Source organism: Rhodoferax sp. GW821-FHT10B06, from assembly GCF_059415605.1.
This window is the reverse complement of the sequence record NZ_JBWKNO010000008.1, coordinates 45,681-69,316: the sequence shown is the minus strand read 5'-3', so window position 1 is coordinate 69,316 and position 23,636 is coordinate 45,681. Positions and strand designations below refer to the sequence as shown.

Annotated in this window: 21 protein-coding genes, 1 tRNA gene and 2 pseudogenes; 12 read left to right on the top strand and 12 right to left on the bottom strand. The window is 59.3% G+C overall.

Annotated elements, in window-relative coordinates:
• The first annotated feature begins 60 nt into the window (after positions 1-60).
• Positions 61-1,599: pseudogene (locus AC07O2_RS14145) on the top strand (IS3 family transposase).
• A gap of 54 nt (positions 1,600-1,653) precedes the next feature.
• Here the strand turns inward: AC07O2_RS14145 and AC07O2_RS14140 are convergent.
• Positions 1,654-2,832 carry a fumarylacetoacetate hydrolase family protein gene (locus tag AC07O2_RS14140; protein ID WP_495076541.1) on the bottom strand — a complete coding sequence of 393 codons (1,179 nt, stop codon included), beginning with the start codon at positions 2,830-2,832 and terminating at the stop codon, positions 1,654-1,656.
• Between the two features lie 97 nt (positions 2,833-2,929).
• On the opposite strand from AC07O2_RS14140, the gene AC07O2_RS14135 reads away from it, so the two are divergent.
• The 3 genes from AC07O2_RS14135 to AC07O2_RS14125 all read left to right on the top strand — a co-directional run bounded on the left by AC07O2_RS14135 (position 2,930) and on the right by AC07O2_RS14125 (position 5,646).
• Positions 2,930-3,739 carry an IclR family transcriptional regulator gene (locus AC07O2_RS14135; protein WP_495076380.1) on the top strand — a complete coding sequence of 270 codons (810 nt, stop codon included), beginning with the start codon at positions 2,930-2,932 and terminating at the stop codon, positions 3,737-3,739.
• A gap of 83 nt (positions 3,740-3,822) precedes the next feature.
• Positions 3,823-4,713, top strand: a complete 891-nt coding sequence (locus AC07O2_RS14130; RefSeq protein WP_495076379.1) for a fumarylacetoacetate hydrolase family protein — start codon at positions 3,823-3,825, stop codon at positions 4,711-4,713.
• 12 nt (positions 4,714-4,725) lie between these two features.
• Positions 4,726-5,646: an alpha/beta hydrolase gene (locus AC07O2_RS14125; RefSeq protein ID WP_495076378.1), complete on the top strand. Its 921-nt coding sequence runs from the start codon at positions 4,726-4,728 to the stop codon at positions 5,644-5,646.
• Positions 5,647-5,822: 176 nt separating this feature from the next.
• On the opposite strand, the gene AC07O2_RS14120 is transcribed toward AC07O2_RS14125, so the two are convergent.
• The 4 genes from AC07O2_RS14120 to AC07O2_RS14105 form a co-directional block, all read right to left on the bottom strand.
• Positions 5,823-6,605: an SDR family NAD(P)-dependent oxidoreductase gene (locus AC07O2_RS14120; protein ID WP_495076377.1), complete on the bottom strand. Its 783-nt coding sequence runs from the start codon at positions 6,603-6,605 to the stop codon at positions 5,823-5,825.
• A 110-nt stretch (positions 6,606-6,715) separates the two neighbouring features.
• A complete protein-coding gene (locus AC07O2_RS14115; RefSeq protein WP_495076376.1) occupies positions 6,716-7,795 on the bottom strand; it encodes an aldo/keto reductase in 1,080 nt (359 codons plus the stop codon).
• Positions 7,796-7,817: 22 nt separating this feature from the next.
• Positions 7,818-8,651 carry a shikimate dehydrogenase family protein gene (locus AC07O2_RS14110; RefSeq protein ID WP_495076375.1) on the bottom strand — a complete coding sequence of 278 codons (834 nt, stop codon included), beginning with the start codon at positions 8,649-8,651 and terminating at the stop codon, positions 7,818-7,820.
• On the bottom strand, positions 8,651-9,979 hold the full coding sequence (locus AC07O2_RS14105; protein WP_495076374.1) for an ABC transporter substrate-binding protein: 1,329 nt from the start codon (positions 9,977-9,979) through the stop codon (positions 8,651-8,653). Before AC07O2_RS14105 ends, AC07O2_RS14110 begins: the two co-directional genes overlap by 1 nt.
• Before the next feature lie 90 nt (positions 9,980-10,069).
• On the opposite strand from AC07O2_RS14105, the pseudogene AC07O2_RS14100 reads away from it, so the two are divergent.
• A pseudogene (locus AC07O2_RS14100) lies at positions 10,070-10,250 on the top strand (IS5/IS1182 family transposase); the annotation flags it as partial.
• Between the two features lie 76 nt (positions 10,251-10,326).
• On the opposite strand, the gene AC07O2_RS14095 reads toward AC07O2_RS14100, so the two are convergent.
• Genes AC07O2_RS14095 through AC07O2_RS14080 form a run of 4 tightly spaced genes read right to left on the bottom strand, consistent with a single transcriptional unit; the run spans position 10,327 to position 14,182 of the window.
• Positions 10,327-11,160, bottom strand: coding sequence for a shikimate dehydrogenase family protein (locus AC07O2_RS14095; protein WP_495076373.1), 834 nt, complete (start codon positions 11,158-11,160; stop codon positions 10,327-10,329).
• On the bottom strand, positions 11,160-12,485 hold the full coding sequence (locus AC07O2_RS14090; RefSeq protein ID WP_495076372.1) for an ABC transporter substrate-binding protein: 1,326 nt from the start codon (positions 12,483-12,485) through the stop codon (positions 11,160-11,162). The genes AC07O2_RS14095 and AC07O2_RS14090 overlap by 1 nt, the downstream gene beginning before the upstream one ends.
• A gap of 48 nt (positions 12,486-12,533) precedes the next feature.
• Positions 12,534-13,367 carry a carbohydrate ABC transporter permease gene (locus AC07O2_RS14085; protein WP_310369696.1) on the bottom strand — a complete coding sequence of 278 codons (834 nt, stop codon included), beginning with the start codon at positions 13,365-13,367 and terminating at the stop codon, positions 12,534-12,536.
• 5 nt (positions 13,368-13,372) lie between these two features.
• Positions 13,373-14,182 carry a carbohydrate ABC transporter permease gene (locus AC07O2_RS14080; RefSeq protein ID WP_495076371.1) on the bottom strand — a complete coding sequence of 270 codons (810 nt, stop codon included), beginning with the start codon at positions 14,180-14,182 and terminating at the stop codon, positions 13,373-13,375.
• A gap of 192 nt (positions 14,183-14,374) precedes the next feature.
• Between AC07O2_RS14080 and AC07O2_RS14075 the strand changes: the two genes are divergently transcribed.
• The 7 genes from AC07O2_RS14075 (at position 14,375) to AC07O2_RS14045 (ending at position 20,815) form a co-directional block, all read left to right on the top strand.
• The gene (locus tag AC07O2_RS14075; protein ID WP_495076370.1) at positions 14,375-15,235 is read left to right on the top strand and encodes an IclR family transcriptional regulator; all 861 of its coding nucleotides are present in this window, start codon (positions 14,375-14,377) and stop codon (positions 15,233-15,235) included.
• Positions 15,228-16,256: a Gfo/Idh/MocA family protein gene (locus tag AC07O2_RS14070; RefSeq protein ID WP_495076369.1), complete on the top strand. Its 1,029-nt coding sequence runs from the start codon at positions 15,228-15,230 to the stop codon at positions 16,254-16,256. The genes AC07O2_RS14075 and AC07O2_RS14070 overlap by 8 nt, the downstream gene beginning before the upstream one ends.
• Positions 16,253-17,047, top strand: coding sequence for a 2-keto-4-pentenoate hydratase (locus tag AC07O2_RS14065; RefSeq protein WP_495076368.1), 795 nt, complete (start codon positions 16,253-16,255; stop codon positions 17,045-17,047). Before AC07O2_RS14070 ends, AC07O2_RS14065 begins: the two co-directional genes overlap by 4 nt.
• Complete coding sequence (locus AC07O2_RS14060) at positions 17,034-17,711, top strand: hypothetical protein (protein WP_495076367.1); 678 nt, start codon at positions 17,034-17,036, stop codon at positions 17,709-17,711. Before AC07O2_RS14065 ends, AC07O2_RS14060 begins: the two co-directional genes overlap by 14 nt.
• A gap of 70 nt (positions 17,712-17,781) precedes the next feature.
• A complete protein-coding gene (locus AC07O2_RS14055) occupies positions 17,782-18,843 on the top strand; it encodes an ABC transporter ATP-binding protein (RefSeq protein WP_495076366.1) in 1,062 nt (353 codons plus the stop codon).
• A gap of 258 nt (positions 18,844-19,101) precedes the next feature.
• Complete coding sequence (locus tag AC07O2_RS14050; protein WP_495076365.1) at positions 19,102-19,893, top strand: SDR family NAD(P)-dependent oxidoreductase; 792 nt, start codon at positions 19,102-19,104, stop codon at positions 19,891-19,893.
• A 109-nt stretch (positions 19,894-20,002) separates the two neighbouring features.
• Positions 20,003-20,815 carry a sugar phosphate isomerase/epimerase family protein gene (locus AC07O2_RS14045; protein ID WP_495076364.1) on the top strand — a complete coding sequence of 271 codons (813 nt, stop codon included), beginning with the start codon at positions 20,003-20,005 and terminating at the stop codon, positions 20,813-20,815.
• 373 nt (positions 20,816-21,188) lie between these two features.
• On the opposite strand, the gene AC07O2_RS14040 is transcribed toward AC07O2_RS14045, so the two are convergent.
• The 3 genes from AC07O2_RS14040 to AC07O2_RS14030 all read right to left on the bottom strand — a co-directional run bounded on the left by AC07O2_RS14040 (position 21,189) and on the right by AC07O2_RS14030 (position 23,635).
• Positions 21,189-21,276 (bottom strand) — tRNA-Ser (locus tag AC07O2_RS14040).
• 82 nt (positions 21,277-21,358) lie between these two features.
• The gene (gene serS, locus AC07O2_RS14035; protein WP_495076363.1) at positions 21,359-22,681 is read right to left on the bottom strand and encodes a serine--tRNA ligase; all 1,323 of its coding nucleotides are present in this window, start codon (positions 22,679-22,681) and stop codon (positions 21,359-21,361) included.
• A gap of 15 nt (positions 22,682-22,696) precedes the next feature.
• A complete protein-coding gene (locus tag AC07O2_RS14030; RefSeq protein ID WP_495076362.1) occupies positions 22,697-23,635 on the bottom strand; it encodes a threonine/serine dehydratase in 939 nt (312 codons plus the stop codon).
• Between the last annotated feature and the right edge of the window lies 1 nt (position 23,636).

The window sequence follows — 23,636 nt, the reverse complement described above, 5'->3', positions numbered from 1 at the left end:
CGAACTAGCCAGGTCCAACCGGGAGTGCGGCGGAATTCTTGGACTACTTGGAGGTAGTTCATGTACTCATACGAAGACCTCACTCGAGCAGTTAAGCTCTATATAAAACTCGGCAAACGCACTGGAGCGACCATTCGACAGTTGGGTTATCCGACAAAGAACAGTCTCAAGAGCTGGCATCGGGCGTTCGAACAAGGCCAGGATTTTCCAACTGGCTATGTGCGCTCATGGCAGAAGTATTCTGACGAACAGAAACGGGTGGCAGTCGAGCATTATCTCGACCATGGTCGCTACAATACTGGAAGCATAAAAGCTCTGGGATATCCATGCCGGGACACGTTCGCGGCCTGGATCGATAAGTTACATCCCAAAATGCGGGTTCACGTTGTCGGCAGAGCGTCCGGCGTACAGCACTCACCAGAATTCAAGCGGGCAGCAGTCGTTGCGCTTTGCAATCGGCAGATGAGTGCGCAAACAATTGCCCAAGAGTTGGCGGTGAGCAGGCCGACGTTGTACAAGTGGAAAAATCAACTACTCGGCTGTGAGGTTCCCGCATCCATGAAACCTCCCAACCATTCGCCGCCAGCACCTGATCGTTTAGGCCTGGAGCAGCAAGTCGAATCTCATCGACGTGACATCCGGTAGTTGCAGCTTGAATACGACCTTTTGAAGAAAGCCAATGAACTCTTAAAAAAAGGCCTGGGCGTCGACGTGCAGCTCCTGAGCAACCGGGAGAAGACGTTGCTGGTTGATGCCCTGAGAGAAATGTATGCGCTGCCCGAGCTCTTCGCCGAACTCGACCTGGCCCGCAGCTCCTACTTCTATCATCGAGCACAGCTGCTGGGCGCTGATAAGTATGCACAGGCGCGGCTCGCCATCACAGACATCTTCGAACGCAATCACAGTTGGTATGGGTACCGTCGGCTACAGGCGTCACTGGGCAGGCAGCACGTCTCCATCTCGGAGAAAGTCGTGCAGCGTTTGATGCGGCAGGAAGGCCTGATCGTGGCAGCTCCGAAGCGGCGTCGGTACGGCTCTTATCTGGGTGAGATAAGCCCTGCGCCAGAAAATCTCATCAACCGCAATTTCCAGGCGGCGGCCCCGAATGAGAAGTGGCTGACCGACATCACGGAATTCCAGATCCCGGCGGGCAAGGTGTATCTATCACCCATGATCGACTGCTTCGATGGACTGGTGATCAGCTGGACCATCGGCACGCGTCCTGACGCCGTTCTTGTGAACACCATGCTGGATGCCGCCATAGAGACTGTAGCCAAGAGCAATGACCGGCCCGTTGTCCACTCTGATCGCGGTGCCCACTATCGCTGGCCAGGGTGGCTCTCACGGATGCAAAACGCGAAGCTGATTCGTTCGATGTCGCGCAAAGGGTGCTCACCGGACAATGCGGCCTGTGAGGGCTTCTTTGGGCGGCTGAAGACGGAGCTGTTCTACCCTCGGGACTGGCAGGCGACAACCATCGAGCAATTCATCCAGATCGTTGACGCCTACATCCACCGGTATAACGAAAAGCGCATCAAGATCTCCCTTGGCTCACTCAGTCCCCTCGAATACCGAGCGAGCCTTGGATTGACAACATAAACCAGTCCAAGAATTCCGACGCACCCCCTTCATCTTGATGACTCTCTAATGTCTTTAAAGGAGCCCGCGCTGCGCAAGATTTCTCATCATCGCAGTGATGCCGAAGCTCCACGGCGCAATGCTGCTGCAATGGTTGACGCGGTTGACCAACGCTCCGAGCTGGGGCGTGGAAACGCGCACCACATCGCCGACTTCATGGGTAAAACCAAGGCCTGGACCATAGCGATCTTGCGTCGGCGCAAACATGGTGCCAAGAAACAGCATGAAACCGTCGGGGTATTGGTGATTGGGGCCTACTACCTGGGCCACGATATCGAGTGGATCACGGCTGATCATCGACAGTGAACTTGTGCCGCGCATTGTGAAACCTTCGGGCCCGTCGACCTGCATCGCGAGTTCCGCGCCGCGCACATCGTCGATGGTAAATCCTGGATCGAAGAGTCGAATGAAGGGGCCGATAGCGCACGACGCGTTGTTGTCCTTGGCCTTACCGAGCAGCAGCGCACTGCGGCCTTCAAAATCGCGCAGGTTCACATCATTGCCCAGCGTAGCCCCAACGGCTATGCCACGGCTGTTGACCGCAAGCACTACTTCGGGTTCGGGATTGTTCCATTTCGATTCCTCATGGATGCCCACCTGCGCGCCAGTACCTACCGATGAAAGCACCGGTGCTTTAGTGAAGATTTCGGCATCAGGCCCAATTCCGACCTCTAGGTATTGCGACCAGACGCCCTGCTCCATGAGCACCTGCTTGACGCGGGCCGATTCGATTGAGCCGGGCACAATGCCGGCAAGGTTGTCCCCTAAGATTCCCGACAGCGCAGCGCGGATCGCCTGCGCACGAGACGCATCGCCCCGCGCCTGCTCTTCGATCACGCGCTCAAGCAAGCTGGCAACAAAGGTCACGCCGCTGGCCTTGACAACCTGCAGGTCACAGGGGGCCAACAGCCAAGGCCGCACCTGGTCCCGTTTCCCTTCGTCGCTATTGGCCAGCACGCTTTCCAGCGATGCAAGCGGCGTTGCCGAAGACAGAAAGGCACGGACGGCGCTTGCAACGTTGGGTAACTCAAGCAGTTGGCTGACAGTCGCACCCAGCCGCGACAAATCAAGCAGCATGCCGTCACGGCAGGCGACTACTGTCGGGCCAACGCCGGGCTGCCAGAGTCTACCGATCAACAGCGCGTCAGCGGCGTCTTCAGGCAGAGTTCGAGAAAGATCGAGGGACACGCAAATTCTCCGTTTTATTTTGGGATGGATCTGTCAAAAGGTTGACTTTGACCTGAATTTTTATTAAAGTAACTTTGTTCCAACAAGAATTTTGTTTTATCAAATGCGACTTGTCAAGGGTTTATTGGAGCGATGCCTCCAAGTCATCGAGCTGCTGGCAGTAGAGGGCCAGTGGCGGCGCCTGTCTGACATTGCGGCTGCACTAGATTTTCAAAAGGGCCCAGCACATAGACTGCTGGCCGAGATGACCGCGCTTGGCTGGATTGAGCAGGATGCCGAGACCGACCGCTATCGCCTAACGCTGAAGCTCGCCTTGCTGGGCCAGCAATATCTGCGCGGTACCGGCTTGCTCGGTATAGTGCAGCCCGTGCTTGATGAGGCAGCTAGACGCTGCGGTGAGCTGGTGCGCTTGACCGTTGTGCAGGGCGATGCACTGCACTGGTTCGCATCGGCCCAGGGTGCGCGCCCTGGCCTGATGTACCAGCCAGCGCTCAATGGTCGGCCAGTGCTGCACGCCACCGCCAACGGCAAGGCATGGCTGGCCACGATGAGTAACGAAGCGGCGATCCAACTGGCACTGCAAAACGGCTTGGGCCAGCCATCCGCTTCAACCAAACTCGTTGGGCCGCGTGCGGTGCAAACCATTGATGAACTACTGCGCGAACTAGATTCGACCCGCACCAACGGCTACGGTCTGGCAGTTGAAGAAGCAGAGTCCGGCGTCAAGGCCATTGCGACAGCGGTGCGCGAGCCCGAAAGCCACCGCGTGTTGGGCACGATCAGTATCGCCGGACCGCTGCTACGCATGGGCACCGAGCGTGACGCCGAGTTTTACACCCTGCTGCGACAGGCGAGCGGCACGCTCGGCCTGGTCTGGCCTATGGATAACGGCCCGGCAGCAAACGAAGTCTAAAGTCTAACAAGTAACCAGTTTCTAAGCATTGAGCGGCCTTAATGGCGCTCTAAACCTACAGCACGTCTTTAAAAGGATTTCCCATGCGTCTCGTCCGCTTTGGTCCCCGCGGTTCCGAAAAGCCCGGTCTCATTGATGCCCAAGGCACTTTGCGGGATCTGTCTTCCGTTGTGAGCGACATTCACGGGCCAACACTTTCGCAGGAAAGCCTTGCAAAGTTGCGAGCCCTGGATACGTCCAGCTTGCCCGCCGTTCCTGCCGATACGCGACTTGGTGCCTGTGTGGGCCAGGTTCCCAATGTGGTTTGCATCGGCCTGAACTACTCCGACCACGCGGCAGAAACCAATACCCCCATTCCCGGACAGCCGGTTGTTTTCAACAAACACACCGGCGCGCTGGCTGGCCCCAACGATCCGGTCATCATCGCACCCGGCTCAAACAAGCTTGACTGGGAGGTCGAACTCGCCATTGTGATCGGCCGCCCAGCCTGGCATGTAAGCGAAGCCGAAGCGCTGCAATATGTGGCTGGCTACTGCCTGTGCAACGATGTGTCAGAACGTGCTTGGCAAATCGAAATGGAAGGCCAGTGGACCAAAGGCAAAAGCCACCTCGGCTATGCGCCATTAGGCCCTTGGCTGCTGACTGCGGACGAAGTGCCGGACCCGCAGAGCATCGATCTCTGGCTCGACGTGAACGGTACTCGCCGGCAGACTGGCAATACCCGCACTCAAATTTTTGGCGTTGCCACCATCGTGTCTTACCTCAGCCGCTTCATGGCGCTTCAGCCTGGCGACGTGATTTCCACCGGGACACCACCCGGCGTAGGCCTTGGCCAGAAGCCGCCAGTATTCCTCAAGGCTGGCGATGTGATGACCTTGGGCAGCACACTGCTAGGCACGCAGCGCCAGCAAATCATTGCCTACGAGGACGCCATGGGTGCTGCCTGGCGCGCCGGCAGATTGCCTGCATTCTGAAGATAAACCAAGATGGGCGATCGCAAGTCCCCCTTGGACCCGGAAGTTCGCTCGGCCTGGGACGAACTGACGCGCCTGAATCTGCCGGAGTTCCGCCAAGCCCTTGACTTCCCCCAGCGGCGCAAACAGTTCGCAGTTGAAAGTGCTTTCTGGAGCCAACCCGCCACGCCAGGCGTGGCCAGCGAGCTGCAGCGCGTGAAACTGCTCGGGCGCGAACTGAGCATGCGGCGCTTCGTGCCGGCCGTACCGCAGCCCGGCACCTTGCTGTATTGCCACGGCGGCGGATGGTGCATAGGCGATCACAATACCAACGAAGGCCTCGCGGGGGCGCTGGCATTGGCTTGTCAACGTGAAGTGCTGACCATCGACTACGCCCTCGCGCCGGAGGACCCCTATCCGCGCGGGCTGAACGAGATCGTCGCTGCATGCAAGCACCTCGCCTCCAGCGGACCGTTGTGGCTGGCGGGCGACTCGGCCGGCGCCAATCTGGCATTGGCAGCTGCGTTGAATCTGCTCGGCCAGCCGGCGCAGCCCGAACTGCTGCTGCTGTTCTACGGCGCATACGACGCAAGCAGCGATACCGCTTCGCACCGGGAGAACGGCGACGGCCGCTGGGGCCTGACCACTGAGGAGATGCGGGCTTACTGGGAAGCTTACGCACCGGGAGCGTCCCCCAACGATCCGCTGGTCTTCCCCTTATGCGCAGATCTGCGTGGCCTACCGCCCACCTTCGTGCTGGGCGCGGCGCTTGACTGCCTGCGCGATGACAGCCGCCTGCTAGCCGAGCAGTTGGCCGAAGCACAGGTGCCAAGCGAATTCCTTGAGGTGCCGGGCGTGCCGCACGGCTTCATGAAAATGCAAAGCCGGGTGCGCGCGGCTGCGACGGCACTGCGGCAGGCGGCCGACTTCTCACGACGACAGCATCCTTTTTGAGCCACGAATTTACTGACATGGAAACAGTTGAATTCGGACGGTAGCCGAGTCCTTCGGCAGCTCCGCAAGATGAGCATCTACCCGTGCAGTGCAGATTGCAGCCGATACCAGGAAGTCGGTAACTTTATGAGTAGCCCCGGGTGTGAACGTGACTAGGCATTGGTCGACTTGGTCGATCAGGTCTCCTGCTTGCGGCGAGCTATCCCAGGAATCCGGTCCAGGACCGAGAGCGTGAGCCCGCCATCGACCATGATGTTTTCGCCAGTAATGTAACGATTTTCAGGATCGATCAGGAAATCGACCGTGCGAGCGACGTCGCTGGGGGCCCCGATCCGCTTCAACGGAACGATGGCTTCACGCTGGCGCGTGATATTCATGTCATCATAAATTGATCGAGTCATCGGTGTCATGATCATTCCCGGCGAAACACTGTTGACGCGAATGCCGTGCTCCCCCCACTCCAGCGCCATCTGCTTGCACAGCATGATAAGGGCAGCCTTGGCCGCGCTGTACGCCCCGGTCTGCCGGTGCGGATGCACGCCAGATTGCGACGAGATGCCGACAAAAGCGCCTTGGCTCGCCTTCAGGTGCGGGAAACCCGCTTTGGCCAAAAGCCAACTTGCGCGGCATGTCAGCGCAAACATGTCTTCCCACACCTCAAGCGGCATGTCCTCCAACGAGGTTGGGTCGACGGCACCCGCGTTGGACACGATCGCGTCGAGTCCTTTAAACCCTCCAGCCGCGGTGTGAACGAAATATTCGGGCACTGCAGGATCCCGCAGATCGCCCTCGAGAATGAGAACATCGCAACCTTCGTGCCGCAACTCTTCGGCGAGCTTTTCTACCGGCTCGCGAATTTTTCGTACGCACATTGCGATAGCGGAACCGGGCCTTTTGGCAACCTGTTGGCAAATTGCGCCACCAATGCCCTCGCTTATTCCAGTCACAAGAACTCGCATTCAAATACCTCCATGTTGCGCTGTGGCGTTTTCAAAATTAACCACTGCCAATGTTGATTGCTGTCACCTCAGGCCGATCTCATATCCGTCCAACACGGCGATGGCGAGGCCTATGCAGCCTTGCCGGAATTGGTTCCGCCATGGCGACGCACTTCTGGCGCGAGCCAGGGAGAGACGTAGCCGCGATCCGCCTCCGAGATCAGGGCACCAGGAGGGATGAGCGCATCGATCTGGTCGAGGGTCAATGCCTCTAGTTTCGTGTCGAAGCCCGCCTTCATTCCATTGAATTGTTCAAGCGTACGAGGCCCAACAATCACAGACGTCACCGCTGCGTGTGCCAGGGGAAATGCCTGTGCCATATGCATGAGAGGCAGGCCCGCTTGCTGGGCGATTGACTCGAGTTCGGGAAGCAATTCAAGCTTTCGGCGATTGCCCGGTTGCTGCATGTCGAAGCGGGATTTCAAAATGGGATAGTGCGCTCCCCACTGACCTTTGACTCGCTCCGCCCTGGAGCCGGTCGGGGCCGTGTCGCCGGCGCTGTACTTTCCGGTCAACCATCCGCCATTCAAGGGGCTCCAGGCGGTGAACCCCATCCCGTAGTGTTGGACGGCCGGCAAAGTCTCTCGTTCGACGCCACGATGGAAAAGAGAGTGTGGCGAACTCTCGTTGACAAAACGGGATAACCTGTTCAAACGACTGACGGATTGTGCTTCCGCGAGATACCAGCTGGGCAGAGTCGAGCATCCGAGGTATCGGACCTTGCCCTGCGTCACCAGATCGCTGAGTGCGCCAAGTGTCTCCTCAAGATCTGTGTGTAGATCCGGGCGATGCATTTGATACAAATCGATATGGTCGGTCTTGAGCCGCCGCAGGCTGTTTTCGACCTGTTTCATGATCCAGTAGCGCGACCCACCCTGATCGTTTCGACCCTCGCCCGCCGATAGTCTGAATTTGGTCGCGAGGACGACCTTGTCGCGGCGACCGACGAGCGCTTTACCCACGATCTCCTCCGCCTCGCCGTGAGAATAAGTGTCGGCGGTATCAATGAAATTGATGCCGCAGTCGAGCGCCTCATGGACGATACTGATGCATTCGCGCTCATCGGTATTCCCATCGGATCCGAAACTCATGGTACCAAGCATGTATTCGCTGACCTGGACGCCGGTTCGGCCGAGGTAACGATATTTCATAGCCATTTGCTCCTTTTATAAATTACTGCAGTCCAATGCCCTGCATTGACCTGCCTTCTGGAACGTAATCGAAGCCCAGGAAGCGCATGGTATGCACCGCCTGCCCTTCGTGCATGGGACGACCGTTTTGGATACGACAACCACGCTCACTTGCGGCAATGCAAAGGAATGTCGGTTCCGCGCGTGTGACAATGTCGACGACAATAGTGTCTGGCTTAAGGCGACCAGGATCCACAGGCGGGAGATCGCCAGGCTTCATGCCTAGCGACGTGGCATTGATCACAACTTCGAATTCATGTGGGTCTGGCGCGCCGAACGTCGCATGGCAATCGGTTGCCACGTTAACGGACTTGGCTAGGTCTTCGGCGCGCCCCCTGTCAACATCGAAAATTGTGAGTGCTCGGGCACCCGCAGAAGCCACCGCGAAAGCAATGGCTCTGCCCGCGCCTCCGGCGCCGATAAGCAGCACGGATTTTTTTGCCGGATGAAGTCCTTCCCACTCCATGCCAAGAACGCAGCCAATACCGTCGAAATTGGCGCCGATCCAGCGGCCATCACTGGTGCAGCGGATGACGTTGATGGCTCCAACGTCACGCGCAGTCGGATGTAGTTCGTCGACATAGTCCAGCATCCGTTGCTTATGAGGCATCGTGACCAGCAAACCGGAGAGATTTCCTACCGCGCGCGCACCGGCGACAAACGCGGACAAATCATTGTCCTTGACTAGAAATGGGACGCAAACCGCGTCTGCGCCCTGCTCCATGAACAGCCGGTTCCATAGTTGGGGCGACTTGGCTGTCTTCAGCGGATCGCCGACCAAACCATACAGTCGAGTTGTCCCAGAGATATGAGACATCATGATTTAGCCAGTGCGTCTGCATAGCGGGTGCGCACCTCCATCGCCACCGCCGCAGGGGCCAGGTCGCGCAGGATCATGCGCTGGAAGGCTTCGCCGCAGATCTGGTTGAAAGAGGACTGGATGATCGAATAATTCACCATGCGACCACGCGTCTGCACCACTGTCTTCCAGCCCAACTGGTCCTCAGCTTCCGGCGTCTTGAAGTACGGGTCCTTGTAGGCGCTGGCACGGGCTACCACTTCGCCGCCACGCGCGGCAATGGCCTGAGCCGCTGGGCTCGCCATGAACTTAACGAACTCCCACGCGGCGGCCTGGCGTGGTGAATTGCTGTTGATGCATAGCTGAAAACCATACACCGTTTGCTTGTCATTAAGTGCCACAGAAGGCGCTGGCGCCCAGGCCAGGTCGTTGGCCACTGCAGCCTTCAAGCCGCGGTAGCGAAAGAGTCCGAACGTCGCTGAGGCGATGGTGCCAGCGCGGAGCCCGTCCTGCATCTCGTTGTATGCGAACTGCAAACTGACGGGTGTCGCTGCCTTCTTGTTGAACAGATCTTTGACGGTGCCGGCAGCGAGCAGCAACCGCTGTTCGCTGAAGCCGATCTCGCGTCCGCTGGGCACAAAGAAGGGCTCGCTGTTTCCGGCAACAATGGAGCTGACCATGAACTCCATCAGGGCCTGCGCGCCCCCGATTCCGCCGCTTGCGCCGATCGGGACGGCATAGGCCATCTGGTTCTGTTTGGTCAGCAGCGCCCCGAGTGCCGCCGCTTCCTGGTACGTACGCGGCGGCGCGATCTTCGCCTCCTCGAACTTGCTCTTGCGGTAGACGAAGATTGGAATACGATAGTCCTGCTGAAGGCCCCATAGCTTGCCGTTGAAGCGCGTCTGGTCCATGCTGATCAGCCAGTCCGTGGTGTCCACTTTGTCGCGCGCGACCAACTCATCGATAGAGAGAATGGAGCCGGTGGCCACGTGCTCGGGCATTTGGAAGTTGTTGGCTCGAATGACGTCGGGGCTGTCCGCTTTGGAGCGCACCGCGCGAATGCCGTTCTGTCCGGAGGGGTCCACGACCACCCGCACCTTCACACGTGGTTGGCTGGCTTCAAAGGCCGCAATCATCTGCGTCTGGACTGCAGCGCGTGGATCGTTCAAGTTGCCCGGGTCAAGGAAGCTGTTGTAGGTGATCGTCTCAGTGGTTTGTGCGAAGGCTCGCCCACCGGCTACGCCCAAGACAGCTGCTGCGCTAGCCACACCAGCCACGAATGTACGCCGGCTTGTACCGGACACTGGTTGCTGTTCGTTCATGTTTGACGATTTCTGCTCATTCATGTCATCTCCTTAGGGAATCAACTTAAGTGAACCATTGCTTGGCTGCGACCAGGGCCTGTTAACACAAACCGCGAAACCCATCGGCTATGAAAGAAGTGGAGTGGGTACCACCGGCGCAGTCTGGTCGAAACCAAAATGCATTGCTTCAAGCGGCTCGGGGGAGCGGGTGATGGCACGCACATTTGAGCGCCGGGTCACAGAACTGCATGTGCACGTCACACTGCTCAACCGATTCACTCAATTGGGATGCCCGACCACGGTCCCAGTGGCGGCCGTGGCATCACTTCGTCTGGGGTATGGGGCATGGCGTCCAAACCGGGATCTATGCAACAGAGCCCTTTTATAAATTACTGCAGTCCAATGCCCTGCATTGACCTGCCTTCTGGAACGTAATCGAAGCCCAGGAAGCGCATGGTATGCACCGCCTGCCCTTCGTGCATGGGACGATTGTTTTGGATACGACAACCACGCTCACTTGCGGCTCGATAAAGGGGGGTAGGTTCCACTGAATTGACAATGTCGACGACAATGGTTCCAGGCTTAAGCCGATCAGGATCCAAGGGCAGAGGATCGCTGGGCTTCATGCCTAGCGACGTGGCATTGATCACAACTTCGAATTCATGTGGGTCTGGCGCGCCGAACGTCGCATGGCAATCGGTTGCTTCGTTAACCGACTTGATAAGGTCCTCGGCGCGCCCCCTGTTAGCATTGAAAATTGTGAGTGCTCGTGCTCCCGCAGAAGCCACCGCGAAAGCAATGGCTCTGCCCGCGCCTCCGGCGCCGATGAGCAGCACGGATTTTTTTGCCGGATGAAGTCCTTCCCACTCCATGCCAAGAACGCAGCCAATACCGTCGAAATTGGCGCCGATCCAGCGGCCATCACTGGTGCAGCGGATGACGTTGATGGCTCCAACGTCACGCGCAGTCGGATGTAGTTCGTCGACATAGTCCAGCATCCGTTGCTTATGAGGCATCGTGACCAGCAAACCGGAGAGATTTCCCACCGCGCGTGCACCGGTGACGAATGCGGACAAGTCATTGTCCTTGACTAGAAATGGGACGCAAACCGCGTCTGCACCCTGCTCCATGAACAGCCGGTTCCATAGTTGGGGCGACTTTGATGCCGTCAGCGGATCGCCGATCAAACCATACAGTCGCGTCGTCCCCGAGATATGGAGCATCACGACTTGGCCAGCGCGTCGTTGTAGCGGGTACGCATCTCCATCGCCACCGCCGCAGGGGCCAGGTCGCGCAGGATCATGCGCTGGAAGGCTTCGCCGCAGATCTGGTTGAAGGAGGTTTGAATGACCGAATAATTCACCATGCGGCCGCGTGTCTCCACGAGCGCCTTCCAGCCCAACTGGTCCTCAGCTTCCGGCGTCTTGAAGTACGGGTCCTTGTAGGCGCTGGCACGGGCTACCACTTCGCCGCCACGCGCGGCAATGGCCTGAGCCGCTGGGCTCGCCATGAATTTGACGAACTCCCACGCGGCGCCTTGGCGCGGCGAGTTTCTGTTAATACACAGCTGAAAGCCGTACACCGCATGCTTGTCATTGAGCGCCACAGAAGGCGCCGGCGCCCAGGCCAGGTCGTTGGCCACTGCAGCCTTCAATCCCCGGTAGCGATACAGCCCGAAGGTGGACGAAGCGACGGTGCCTGCACGAAGCCCGTCCTGGACCTCGTTGTAGGAAAACTGCAAACTGACGGGTGTCGCGGCCTTCTTAGCGAATAGGTCCTTCACAATGCTGGCGGCCAGCAGCAACCGCTGTTCGCTGAAGCCGATCTCGCGTCCGCTGGGCACAAAGAAGGGCTCGCTGTTTCCGGCAACAATGGAGCTGACCATGAACTCCATCAGGGCCTGCGCGCCCCCGATTCCGCCGCTTGCGCCGATCGGGACGGCATAGGCCATCTGGTTCTGTTTGGTCAGCAGCGCCCCGAGTGCCGCCGCTTCCTGGTACGTACGCGGCGGCGCGATCTTCGCCTCCTCGAACTTGCTCTTGCGGTAGACGAAGATTGGAATACGATAGTCCTGCTGAAGGCCCCATAGCTTGCCGTTAAAGCGCGTCTGGTCCATGCTGATCAGCCAGTCCGTGGTGTCCACTTTGTCGCGCGCGACCAACTCATCGATAGAGAGAATGGAGCCGGTGGCCACGTGCTCGGGCATTTGGAAGTTGTTGGCTCGAATGACGTCGGGGCTGTCCGCTTTGGAGCGCACCGCGCGAATGCCGTTCTGTCCGGAGGGGTCCACGACCACCCGCACCTTCACACGTGGTTGGCTGGCTTCAAAGGCCGCAATCATCTGCGTCTGGACTGCAGCGCGTGGATCGTTCAAGTTGCCCGGGTCAAGGAAGCTGTTGTAGGTGATGGTCTCCGTGGTCTGCGCGAAGGCCCTGCCCCCAGGTGCGCCCAGCACGGCCACGCTGGCCACGCCGGTCACGAAACTGCGCCGGCTCGTTCCGCGCGCTGATGGCAGATCGTTCGTATTTGTTTGTTTCTGTGCAGTCATGTCATCTCCTTAAGTGATCAAGTTATGTAAATCGATGCTGTGCTATGGCTAGCCTTTGACGGCGCCGGCCGTCAGGCCACTGATGAACCATCGCTGGGCAAGCATGAAAATCGCGACGATCGGAATGGAGCAGACCACAGCGAAGGCCATGACGTAAGACCATGTGATGCCGATGCTGTCGAAGACCTGATTGACCAGGGCCACCTGCAGTGTCCGGTAAGCGACCTCGGGCGCAAACGCCGCCACGGTGATGTAGTCGTTCCACGTGGTGATGACGCCAATCACGGCACTGGCGGCGATACCCGGACGAACCAGCGGCAAGATGATCTTGGTGAACGTCTGCCAGTGGCTGGCGCCATCGACCTGCGTCGCCTCGTCGAGCTCGCGGGGCACGGCGTCCACGAAGTTCTGCATGAACCACACCGTCTGCGGAACCAGACGTGCGGCCTGCAGCACGATGATGACCATGGGGTTGTTCAACAGGCCCAGTTTGTCCAGCAGATAGTAGGTGGGAACCAGCAAAGCGACCGCGGGCACCATCGACGTCGACAGAATCAGCAGCATGACCGCGCGTTTTCCCCGGAACTCGAAACGCGAGGCAGCGTAGCCGGCGGGTGCAGACAGCAACACGGCGAGCGCAACCGCGGCGAGCGCGTAGAAGACCGAGTTAAAGAGATCGGAGGCGAAGGTCTGGTTCCGAAACACCGCCTTGTATGCAGACAGACTTGGGTCGGTCGGCAGGAAGGTGGGCGGGTACGCAATGACGCTGGTCTCACTCTTTAGCGAGGTAAAGACTGCCCAGGACAGCGGTATCAGCACCGTAAGCACCAAAACGGTCAGTACGGTCCAGGAGAGAATTTTTTCCGAACGATGAATGTGCATGATGTTTAGCCCGAGACCCGGCCAGTGAGCCGGGAGTAGAGATAGCCGAGGAAGAGGTTGACGATCAGGACGACAACGGAAATGACGGATGAGGGCGACAGATCCACAGAACGAAAAGCGCTGGAGAACACCTCGAAGCTCCAGGTAGCAGTCGCGCCGATTGGCCCGCCACCGGTAAGGACCAATATCATGGTGATCAGCGTGAGGTAAACAATCCCCAACGTCAGCGCGGTGCTCCCCAGCGTGGGAGCGATGTGCGGCCAGACCGCGTGACGAAGGCGTGCACCCAAACCGCCACCATCGATATCAATCGCTTCGTACAACTCTGCCGGGATGCTTTGTAGCGACGCACTCATCATCACCATCACGTAGGGAAATGACCACCACGCGGTGACCAGGATGACGAGAATGAGCGCCAGCGACGGCTCACCCAACATCAATCCAGGTTCGATACCCAGCGACCGCATCAGAAAGCTGATAGGTCCGTAAGAGGGGTTAAGCAACCATAACCAGAAGCAGCCCACAACACCCATGGACAGAGTCCATGGGAGAAGCAGCAATGTGCGTACAAGCGCTGCGGAGCTGGCGAGGTTCTGCAAAGCCAGCGCACTCGCCAATCCCATCGGCAGCACCAGGGCCAGCGCCCCGCTGACATACAGAAGGGAGTTCAGGCTGAGCTCCAGGAAGGCTGGTGACGTGAGGACGGAGACGTAGTTCGCCAAACCCACGCCTTCCACCACTTCGTACAGCCGCGTGCGATGCACGCTCAACCAAACGACCATGCCCGTTGGATACAAAGTGACGGCCAGCAGCATGGCCACTGCTGGTGCAAACCAAATTAATCCCGCCCAGAAGCCTGGCGGCCTGGGTCCGTGTTGCGCCGAAATTGCGATCTGGCTAGAGGTTGTCATACTCATTGTGTATTTAAGTTTGGAACGATGTCTCACTTTAGACAACTAAACAGGAGTTGCATCGGGGGAAAACCCGAGAAACAGACATGAATGTGGATGCTAAACTGGGACATCGTTCTAAATTTTGGGAAAATTATGGCTTCTGGTGACATGGTGGAGCGCACGCTGGACATCCTTACCCTGCTTGCAGACCATCCTCACGGCTTACCGGTCAGCGATGTGTCGCGCCGGCTGGACTTGCCGAAAAGCGCAGTGCATCGGCTGCTGTCGATCCTCGTGGTGCGTGGGCTCGCTATACAAGATGAGTACAGTCAGCGCTACCGCATGACGGTCAAGCTGGCAGCCATTGGCTTTCGTTTTCTTGCAGCTTCTGGGATCACGGAAATCTGCCAACCTTCCCTGGATCGATTGGCCGCACGCACAGGCGAACTGGTGCGTCTGGCCTTATTGGAAAACGATGCGCTGATCTGGATTGCCAAGGCCCAGGGCTCGTTTTCGGGCCTGCGCTATGACCCTGATATGGGCCAAGCGGTGGTGTTGCATGCCACGGCCTCAGGCAAAGCTTGGCTTGCGACTCTGGATGAGGCGCAAGCCACCGCACTGGTCAAGGCGAGCGGCTTCGTCGTGCCATCCCGGTTCGGCCGGCCTGTCGTGCGCGACGAGGCGAGCCTGCATGCCGAACTCGCTCTGACGCGCGAGCGCGGCTACGGCACCTCCATCGAGGAAGGAGAGCCCGGCACGTGCGCGGTCAGCTGCGCCATTTTCGACCCGCAAACCCGCCTGGCGATTGGCACCGTCAGCGTGGCCGGCCCTGTGGCAAGACTTACACCGGAGCGCATCGCCTCCATCGCGCCTGACGTGCAGGCAACCGCGGCGGAAATCGCCGATCTCTGGCCCAGCCGCAAGGTGATGCTGGCCACCATGGGACTGACGCCCTTGAAAGTCTCAAATGGTTGATGGAGTCAAAAGAGTTGTGGTGATCGAGAGCACGCACTGGCACGCGCCGCTCTATTACAGTGCGCTACAAGCGCGAGATGACGTCAAGGTCGTGGGCGTCTCTGACAGCGCAGGGCGGACCGGGGAGGAGGAGGCGCGGCGCTTCGGCTGCAATCACTACGTTTCCACCACGGAGATGCTGGAACGTGAGCGGCCGGACTTTGCCTTCGTGTTCGGACGGCATGTAGACATGCCGAACCTGGCAAGCGCACTGATCGACCGACGTATCCCTTTCGCCATCGAGAAGCCCTGCGGCCTGCACACGGCCGACGTTCTGGCGTTGCGCCAGCGCGCGGAGGCCATTGGCCTTTACGTCGCAGTGCCCCTGATTTTTCGCCTGAGCGACACCCTAGCGGTACTGCGTGAAGCGGGCGGCACACTGGAGCAAGGCAGCTTCCGCTTCATCGCCGGTCCACCGCAGCGCTATCTAGCCGCCGGCGTTCCCTGGATGCTGGACCCCGATCTCGCCGGAGGGGGGCCGCTCATCAATCTGGGCGTGCACTTCATCGATCTATTTGCGCTGCTGGCCGACGATCCGATCGTGTCCGTCAGCGCTGGCAGCAGCTCGCGCATGAACGGCCTACCCATCGAGGATGTGATCAGCATACGGCTGCTCACATCCGGCGGCCGCCTAGGCACGATCGAGTGCGGTTACCTCTTTCCCAGCGACGCCGCCCTGCAGCGCGATTTCGAGTTTGCCTGCAGGATGGAGCGCAGCTACTGCGTCTCGCGCGAGGACGGCATCCTGGTGCGCAGCTGGCAGGAAGACGGCAGCGTCAGCGCCAAGCAGCACCCCGCCCGCTTCGAGACCGATCTGTACTACCCCGAATTCGTGCGGCGCGTCTTGGACGAGTCGGCAGCGGGTGCCGTGCCCTTTGCGGGGCTGGCCGAAGCCCAGCGTGCGCTCGCCGTGGTCGAGGCCGCTTACCTCTCCGCCGCACAGGGCGGCGTTGCCGTCGATCCAAGGACTTTCGAAGCATGAACGAGCCCATCATGAACACTTTGGTGAGCTCGCTCGCCAACGCGCGTCGCACCAGGGGCATCGTGGCGACTGACGCCCTCCGACCGCTAGACAGCTTCGTCGACGCCTATGGCATCCAGGAGCGCGTGTGCGCAAACCTCGGCGCCAGGGTCGCGGGCTGGAAACTCGCAGCGCCGCTGTCTGCATCCGTGATCTCGGCCCCTTTGTTCGACATCGATTGCATGGCGTCGGACACCGCCTTGGTAGATACGGCGCTGCTGCGTGACGGCGTCGAATGCGAACTGGCCTTTCGCATCGACCGCCCCTTACCCGTTGGAAATTGCACGCGCGACGACGTACAGGCGGCTGTGGGCGCCGTCATGCCGGCCTTCGAACTGCTGTGCAGCAGGCTACCGGCAAAGTTCGCATCTCCCCGCGAACACATTGTGGCAGACGGCATGGGCAATGGCGCGGTGGTGCTGGGTGACGCATGCATCGACTGGCGCGCTCTGGCGCTCGACAAGCTGCAGGTGACGCTGTGGATCGACGACGTACCCGTGGTCGACAAGCAGGGCGGAAGTCCCTTTGGCGATCCGCTACACGCCGTCACCCTGCTCGCCAACCATCTGGCGCAGCGCGGGCAGGCGATCGCCGTGGGGACTTTTGTGCTTGCCGGCTCCCATACCGGCGTCCATCGTGCGCAGCCTGGCGAACGGCTGCGTTGTGTTTTTGAAGGGATCGGTCAAGTCGCGCTCAAGCTGCCCGCCGCCGAGTCCACAACATCCAAGGAGAATAATTATGCTAGCAGGTGAAGGTGCAGTGGCCATCTGGAATGACATCGCCGAGGTCGGGCGCGCAGAGTTTTACGCTTGGCATTTGCACGAGCATATGCCCGAGCGAGTGGGTATCCCTGGCTTTATACGGGGACGCCGCTATCGCGCAGCCGACGAAGCGACGCAACCGGAGTTTTTTACGCTCTATGAAACCTCCACTTTCCAGGTCATACAGGGTAATGACTATCTGTCCCGCTTGAACGATCCCACGACGTGGACGCGTTCAACCACCGCCCATTTCCAGAACACCACGCGCTCACTCACACGCGTGGTGGCCAGCCACGGCGTGGGCTCAGGTGGCGCTTTGATGACCATTCGATTCGACATTGCGGACGACGTTCTGAGCGCTGCGGTGCCGCGTCTCACTTCGGCGTTGGAGGCAGTGGCGCGGATGCCGCGTATCAGCGGTGCGCATTTCCTGGGCTCGGATGCTGGAGTTTCGAGTCAGTCGACTGCGGAAAGCAAGGGCCGCAAGGACCTACTGGCCCCGGCTCGTTGGGTGCTGTTATTGGAGGGATGCGATGTCTATGCCTTCGATGCGGCCTTGGAACACTTGAGCAATACCGCTGAACTGAGCGAGGCATCAGTCGGCCGGTACGTGCATGAATACACGCGGTTGAAGACTGCATGGCAAGCCGGCTGAGCAGCATGTTTTTTGGGCGAGGTACGCCCGCAAGACAACAACAACACTTCTTGTAAATTGGGATACCACAATGGCAACAGTTGAAATTCAGGGCTTGGTCAAGTCCTTTGGCAACACGCAAATCATCCGTGGCGTAAGCGTCGACATCCGCGACGGTGAATTCGTCGTGCTTGTCGGCCCATCTGGCTGTGGCAAGTCCACCCTGCTGCGCATGATTGCAGGCCTGGAAGGGATCGACGGCGGCGAAATCCGCATCGGCGGGCGCCGTGTGAACGACTTGTTGCCCAAGGATCGCGACATCGCCATGGTTTTTCAAAACTACGCGCTGTACCCCCACCTCACGGTGGCGGACAACCTCGCGTTCTCGCTGAAGCTGCGCCATGCGTCGCCGCAGGAGACCGAGGAGCGTGTTGCCCGGGCTGCAAAAATCCTCGGGCTGGAGCCGTTGCTCACTCGGCTACCTAAGCAGCTCTCCGGCGGCCAGCGCCAACGCGTCGCGATGGGCCGCGCCATCGTGCGCGACCCGCAGGTCTTCCTGTTCGACGAGCCGCTGTCCAATCTGGATGCCAAGCTACGCGTGGCAATGCGAGCCGAGATTCGCGAGCTGCACCAGCGCTTGAAGGCCACTACTGTCTATGTCACGCATGACCAGATCGAGGCGATGACGATGGCGGACAAGATTGTGGCGATGCACGACGGAATCGTGGAACAGGTGGGTACGCCGATAGAGCTCTTTGACCGGCCGCGCAACGTTTTCGTCGCGGCCTTTATCGGCTCGCCGTCGATGAACCTGGTGCCTGTCAAGGTCAACGGCCAAGGCGTCGTGGACAACGCAGGCAATCACTGGAATGTGCCTCACGTACCCGCCACGAGCGGCCAGGCCCTCACGCTGGGCGTGCGCCCTGAGCACCTGCGGCTGGATGATGCGGGCGTCGAGGCGCGCGTGCTGGTGGTGGAATCCACCGGCTCGGAGACGCACCTCGTCGTCGACGCTGGCGGCATCAAGCTCACCTGCGTGCTACGCGAAAGGGTCAGCGTGCGCCCCGGCGACCACGTGCGCTTGAGCGCGGACAACGCGCATTTGCATCTTTTCCACGGAGAAACGGGCGAGCGGCTCGAGCCGGTGCACTGACATCCAGAAGGAACACAACGGATGAAACTCGTCCGATTCGGCGCTCACGGCAGCAAGAAGCCTGTCTGTCCGGTACTTTTGCGAAAAAGCCCGCATGAAATGTCGGGGCTGACACCGACAACTTGCGCCAAGCCCTCGATCGTGAACGACCGCAACAAGTCGGCTTGGATGTAGTGGGCGTTTCCGTGCAACGCGAAACAGAGAAGCTGATGAAAAGAATGGTTTTCGAGCGACTAGCTCGTTTTTAAGGAGAAACAAATGAGAGTCTTGGTGAGCGGCGGAAGCCGCGGGATCGGAGCAGCGGTTTGCATGCGGATCACAGAGGCCGCACTCGCAAGAGGCGAGCGCCCGAAGATCGCAGTCTGCGGCCGGGAGGCCACCGAACCACAGGAGCAGATCGCCCGCGAGGTACGAGCGATGGGCGGAGAGGCCATCGCTTTGTACGGCGATTTGGCCGACGCCAACGTGCCCGGGAAACTGGTGGACGCGGCCGTTGCGGCGTTCGGCGGCCTCGACGCGCTCGTTTCCAACGCCGGCATCGCGAGTCCGGCGAAACTCTGTGACGTTTCGCTTGAGGAATGGACCAGGATGTTCGACGTCAACCTTCGCGGGTCCTGGTTGCTCGCCAAAAGTTGCTATCCGCATCTGAAGGAGAGTCGCGGCGCAGCCTGCTTCACGTCTTCAATGTCTGGGCAACTGCCACACGAAGGGTCAGGGGCGTACAGTCCGACAAAGGCGGCGCTTACCATGCTTGCGCAGACGCTCGCCCTGGAGTGGGCGGCTGACGGCATCCGGGTCAATGTGGTCTCACCGGGCATGACCCACACTCCAATGTCCGCCAAGATGTACGCTGACCCAGATATCAAACGGGCGCGGGAAGCGATTATTCCATTGGCAAGGATCGGTGAGCCGAGAGACATCGCCAATGCGATCGAGTTCATGATCAGCCCGCTGTCTGGTTTTGTTACTGGCCAAGACCTCTGCGTGGACGGTGGTTTCACCAAGTCCATCCTGAGCCATATTCCTGGTCGGCCGAGTTCCAAGTCTTAGGTGTAGAAGAGAATTTTTTGTCCATACCCTGACAACCTCAGGGCTGTTCGACACTGAGCCAGGTCGCACACCGCTTTCAAAACCGTATGTCATTGCCGGAGATTGCCAAATGTTAATTTCAACGTTCTCGTACCTGTGGTCGCACTCCGCGATCGATGCGATAGCTGAACTGAGTCAAGCTGGGTACAGCGAATTTGAGGTGCCCATCAGCTCGCCGCATTGCTGGCCGGCTGACATGTCGCCCTCAGTGCGGTCCGAAGCAAAGCAACGATTGCAGGACTGTGGTGCCAAAGTGAGGTCGCTCAATGCAGGTGGATATGACATTAATTTGGCAAGTCCCGCAGAAAATATGAGGCGCAAGAGCATAGATCACATCAAGGAGGTGATGGATCTCGCCTTCGAATGGGGTTCGACCGAAGTGGTGATTTCGCCGGGAACCCGACGTCCAATGATCTCGCCGCCGCTTTCGAAGGCGCATGACTGGCTGAACGAGAGTTTGGAAATCCTACTGCCTAGAGCGGAGCAGGCCGGCGTTCGATTGCTGCTCGAAAATACGCCATACTGCTTCCTGCCAACCCTGGATGAGATGATGGGCGTCGTCAAACGGTTCCGCAGTGACAAGCTGAAGATTGTCTACGACGTTGCCAACGCGGCATACATCAATGAAGATCCCGTCAAGGCTTTGTTGGCAGGGAGCTCGGAGATAGTACTCGTGCACATCTCAGACACGGGCCGTGAAGAATGGGGCCATGATCCGATTGGCACGGGGGTCATCGATTTCGAAGCGCTCGGCAAGGCAGTCGACGCTACGTGCAAGACAGAGAATGCCGTCCTCGAAATTATTCGAGAGAAGGACACTTTGAAGGAAATGCACAATGGTATTTATGAGCTCAAGAAGCGAGGGTGGAGCATCAACTCCTAACTTTGACGGGTGGTTGTCCACTACTGTGCAGCCCACCGCGTCAAAATAGTAGTCGCCGCGATGGAGGGCGGGCTCAAGTCTGAAGCGCAACACTGATCTTACCCCCCGAATTGAGCAGTTCTTAGCCCACGATTTATGCAGCCGTTTTGTGCTGTGCCACATACCAGCATTGCTCATATTGCATCGGACAGATAGCAAAATCTGAAATGCGCTCACCGATTGAAGGTCAAAAGCAGAGCTGATCCAGAAAAACAAAAAGCCGCATGATTTGACTCATACGGCTTTTGATAGTTGATTTGGTATTTTGCTGACTTATGAAAACTGGAAAACACCAAAATTCACTTAAAAATCAACAACTTACAACCAACGCAATTGGCGGAAAGGGTGGGATTCGAACCCACGGTACCTTGCGGTACGCCTGATTTCGAGTCAGGTACATTCGGCCACTCTGCCACCTTTCCTGGTGTGTCTTTAGCTTGGTCCTAGTGGCCTTGGGACTAAGCAACGCCCGCCATTCTAGCAGCTGACGCAGCCATATACGGCTTAGCCGCCCAATTTTTCCAAACCGCCCAGGTAAGGACGCAGCGCTTGCGGCACGGTAACCGAGCCATCGGCATTCTGGTAATTCTCCAACACAGCGACCAGCGTACGGCCCACGGCCAAACCCGAGCCATTCAAGGTGTGCAGCCATTCATTTTTGCCCTGCGCATTCTTGAAACGGGCTTGCAGGCGGCGAGCCTGGAAGGCTTCGCAGTTGGAGACCGAGCTGATTTCACGGTAGGTGTTCTGCGCAGGCAGCCAAACCTCCAGGTCATAGGTCTTGGCCGCGCCAAAGCCCATGTCGCCGGTGCACAAGGACATCACACGGTACGGCAAACCGAGCTTTTGCAGAATGGCTTCAGCGTGGCCGGTCATCTGTTCCAAAGCCTCGTAGCTGTGGTCGGGATGGACGATTTGCACCATCTCCACCTTGTCGAACTGGTGCTGGCGAATCAGGCCGCGCGTGTCGCGTCCGGCACTGCCGGCTTCGGAGCGGAAGCAAGGTGTGTGGGCGGTCAACTTGATGGGCAGGTCGGTCTCGGCAGCAATGGTGTCGCGCACGAAATTGGTCAACGGCACTTCACTGGTGGGGATGAGGTAGAGCGCGCTGTTGTCGGGCACTTCTTCGCCATCCTGGCCGCCTTTTTTGGCGGCAAATAAATCGCCTTCAAACTTGGGCAACTGGCCCGTGCCGCGCATAGAGTCAGCATTCACGATGTAAGGCACATAGCACTCGGTGTAGCCATGTTCGGTGGTCTGCACGTCCAGCATGAATTGCGCCAAAGCCCGGTGCAAGCGGGCAATCGGGCCCTGCATGACGGTAAAGCGCGAACCGGTGAGCTTCACGCCCATTTCAAAGTCCAAACCCAGGGTCTCGCCCAGATCCACATGGTCTTTAGCTACAAAGTCCATAGCACCCGGCGCACGTTCGGCGGGGCTCCAGCTGCGCACCAGCACATTGCCCGATTCGTCCGCGCCGATCGGCACGCTGGCGTGCGGCAGATTGGGTACGGCCAGCAGCAGGGCCTGAAGCTCGGCTTGCAGATGGTCCAGACGCAGGGCCGAGCTTTCCAGTTCGTCCTTGATGGCGGCCACGGCGGCCATCACGCCATCGACGCTCTCTCCTTTGGCCTTGAGCTGGCCGATCTGCTTGCTGAGCGCGTTGCGCTGGGCCTGCAGCTCCTCGGTACGGGTCTGTATGGTTTTGCGCTCGGACTCCAGCGCGCGGAACGAGTCCACGTTCAGGAAGGCTTGCGGATTTTTACGCGTTTGCAGCCGGGCTACGACGGCGTCGAGGTCTTTGCGGAGGAAGGTGATGTCTAGCATCCCCGCATTTTAGTTTCACGCCAGCGTGGCCGGATCGACGTTGCCGCCGCAGAGTATCAAAGCCACTTTTTCGTCCACACGTACCTGGTATGCGCCAGACTGCAAGGCCGCCAAACCCAGGGCCGCACCGGGCTCCACGGCCAGCTTCAACTCCTTCCACAGCCAGCGCTGCGCGATTCGGATGGCGTCGTCGTCCAACAGCAAGGCGTCTCGTACAAAACGTTGCGTGACCTCCCAACCCAGCTGCCCGATACGCTTGGCGCCCAATGAATCTGCGGCGATCCCCCCCACTGCAACATCCACCGGTTCACCCGCTTGACGCGCACGGTACAGCGTTGGCGCCAAGGCAGGCTCCAGGGCTACCACGCGGCTACGCTGCTCAAACCAGGCCGCCACGCCGCCGATCAGGCCCCCGCCGCCCACGCTGACCAACACGCTGTCGGGCAGACCGCCCTGGGCTTCCATCTCGTGGGCCAGGGTGCCGGCACCAGCCAGCACTTCCGGCTGGTCGTAGGCATGGGTCAACAGGGCGCCGGTGATCTGCTGGCGCGCCATGCAGGCCTCGAAAGCCTCCGCATACACCGCCCCGGTCACCACTACCTCGGCCCCCAGATCGCGCAAGCGGGCGCGCTTGGCCTCGGGCGAGACCGTGGGCACAAATACCTCGCAGCGCACGCCCAAAGCCTGGGCCGCAGCGGCCGTGGCAATGCCCGCGTTGCCGCCCGAGGCGATCACCACACCCGCTTCAGGGATGGTGTTGGCCAGCAGGCGGTTCAGCATGCCACGGGCCTTGAAGCTGCCGCCCACCTGGGTGTGTTCCAGCTTGAGCCAGACCTCGGCACAGCCCAGGCCCAGCGCTGCGCCGGATAGCTTCCACAACGGTGTTTTACGTAAAAAATGGCTGTGGCGCGCATCAAACCTGCGCAAGGCGCTATCAATTTCAGAGTGATTCATC

Coding starts and splice junctions, on each gene's coding strand:
- AC07O2_RS14065 (WP_495076368.1), top strand. CDS start 16,253: ATGAACGAGCCCATCATGAACACTTTGGTGAGCTCGCTCGCCAACGCG.
- AC07O2_RS14115 (WP_495076376.1), bottom strand. CDS start 7,795: ATGAAATATCGTTACCTCGGCCGAACCGGCGTCCAGGTCAGCGAATAC.
- AC07O2_RS14105 (WP_495076374.1), bottom strand. CDS start 9,979: ATGAATGAGCAGAAATCGTCAAACATGAACGAACAGCAACCAGTGTCC.
- AC07O2_RS14050 (WP_495076365.1), top strand. CDS start 19,102: ATGAGAGTCTTGGTGAGCGGCGGAAGCCGCGGGATCGGAGCAGCGGTT.
- AC07O2_RS14055 (WP_495076366.1), top strand. CDS start 17,782: ATGGCAACAGTTGAAATTCAGGGCTTGGTCAAGTCCTTTGGCAACACG.
- AC07O2_RS14030 (WP_495076362.1), bottom strand. CDS start 23,635: ATGAATCACTCTGAAATTGATAGCGCCTTGCGCAGGTTTGATGCGCGC.
- AC07O2_RS14095 (WP_495076373.1), bottom strand. CDS start 11,160: ATGCTCCATATCTCGGGGACGACGCGACTGTATGGTTTGATCGGCGAT.
- AC07O2_RS14085 (WP_310369696.1), bottom strand. CDS start 13,367: ATGCACATTCATCGTTCGGAAAAAATTCTCTCCTGGACCGTACTGACC.
- serS (WP_495076363.1), bottom strand. CDS start 22,681: ATGCTAGACATCACCTTCCTCCGCAAAGACCTCGACGCCGTCGTAGCC.
- AC07O2_RS14075 (WP_495076370.1), top strand. CDS start 14,375: ATGCTAAACTGGGACATCGTTCTAAATTTTGGGAAAATTATGGCTTCT.
- AC07O2_RS14080 (WP_495076371.1), bottom strand. CDS start 14,182: ATGCTGCTGGCCGTCACTTTGTATCCAACGGGCATGGTCGTTTGGTTG.
- AC07O2_RS14045 (WP_495076364.1), top strand. CDS start 20,003: ATGTTAATTTCAACGTTCTCGTACCTGTGGTCGCACTCCGCGATCGAT.
- AC07O2_RS14060 (WP_495076367.1), top strand. CDS start 17,034: ATGCTAGCAGGTGAAGGTGCAGTGGCCATCTGGAATGACATCGCCGAG.
- AC07O2_RS14120 (WP_495076377.1), bottom strand. CDS start 6,605: ATGCGAGTTCTTGTGACTGGAATAAGCGAGGGCATTGGTGGCGCAATT.
- AC07O2_RS14110 (WP_495076375.1), bottom strand. CDS start 8,651: ATGTCTCATATCTCTGGGACAACTCGACTGTATGGTTTGGTCGGCGAT.
- AC07O2_RS14130 (WP_495076379.1), top strand. CDS start 3,823: ATGCGTCTCGTCCGCTTTGGTCCCCGCGGTTCCGAAAAGCCCGGTCTC.
- AC07O2_RS14135 (WP_495076380.1), top strand. CDS start 2,930: ATGCGACTTGTCAAGGGTTTATTGGAGCGATGCCTCCAAGTCATCGAG.
- AC07O2_RS14090 (WP_495076372.1), bottom strand. CDS start 12,485: ATGACTGCACAGAAACAAACAAATACGAACGATCTGCCATCAGCGCGC.
- AC07O2_RS14070 (WP_495076369.1), top strand. CDS start 15,228: ATGGTTGATGGAGTCAAAAGAGTTGTGGTGATCGAGAGCACGCACTGG.
- AC07O2_RS14125 (WP_495076378.1), top strand. CDS start 4,726: ATGGGCGATCGCAAGTCCCCCTTGGACCCGGAAGTTCGCTCGGCCTGG.